1 protein-coding gene is annotated in these 314 nt (G+C 55.1%); it reads left to right on the plus strand.

Annotated features, from left to right (window positions below; genetic code table 11):
- Positions 1–200 (plus strand): hypothetical protein (locus AC1RPT_RS07920; RefSeq protein WP_481763007.1); only part of this gene is annotated, 200 nt, incomplete at its 5' end.
- Positions 201–314: the final 114 nt, after the last annotated feature.

The following is a 314-nucleotide window of genomic DNA, read 5'->3' on the forward strand; positions in this document are numbered from 1 at the left end:
ATCGAGATGAGCTGGACAGCATCCAGCAGGCACAGGAACGGCTGCGCACACGCCTGCGACTTCTACAGGAAAGCTGCCCACACACGAATGCCGAGAAGAAGTACGACGGCAGCACCGGTAACTGGTGCAAGGCTGATGATTGCTACTGGATCGACTTTCACTGTCCCGATTGCGATAAACGCTGGAGAATTGATCAATGAAGACGCTGGTAGACCTGCTGATGGAACAAGAACGGCTGCTGGATGGGCCTGATGCTCGCGACCTGCTGGAATTCACAGACAAGCTGTTGACCGAAATCCGGGAACGCGATCGTG

It is taken from the genome of Dellaglioa sp. CoH-56-MRSF-11 (assembly GCF_056782135.1).